At 56.1% G+C, this 465-nt stretch carries 1 protein-coding gene; it reads right to left on the bottom strand.

Going from position 1 to position 465, the window contains the following annotated elements; genetic code table 11:
• A partial coding sequence (locus H6A60_RS12545; protein WP_205105146.1) for a carbohydrate ABC transporter permease occupies positions 1–465 on the bottom strand: 465 nt, incomplete at both ends.

The raw sequence follows: 465 nt of genomic DNA, 5'->3' as shown, positions 1-465 counted from the left end.
CCCGTCGAGCGTCGCCGCATCCTGAATTTCCGAGGGGATTGCCGAAAGTCCCGCGAGAAAGAGCACCATGTTGAAGCCCGAAAGCTGCCAGACACCGATGATGGCAAGCGAAACCATCACCCAATCAGGGCTTGAGAAGAAGGGAATAGCATCAAAACCGAGCGACGTAATGAGAAGATTCAACGGGCCAATCGTGTCATGGAGGAGGTACTTCCAGACGATTGCCATCGCGACGAGCGTGGAGGCGACCGGCAGAAAGAAGATCGCGCGGTACGCTGCACGGCCAACCTTCACGCGCTCGACGAGAAGCGCGAGCATGAGGCCGATAAAGACGGCTGAAGGAACCGTGAGGAGCGCGTAGAGGCACGTATGGCCGAGCGAGGCAAGAAAATCACTGTTGAAGACAAGTGTTCGATAGTTTTCGAGCCCCGTCCATGTAATTTCCGTGTTGCCCAGCTGATAGTC

This window comes from Sutterella massiliensis (genome assembly GCF_016899755.1).
In the GTDB taxonomy this organism is placed as follows: domain Bacteria; phylum Pseudomonadota; class Gammaproteobacteria; order Burkholderiales; family Burkholderiaceae_F; genus Sutterella; species Sutterella massiliensis.
This window is presented reverse-complemented; position numbering and strand designations above follow the sequence as displayed.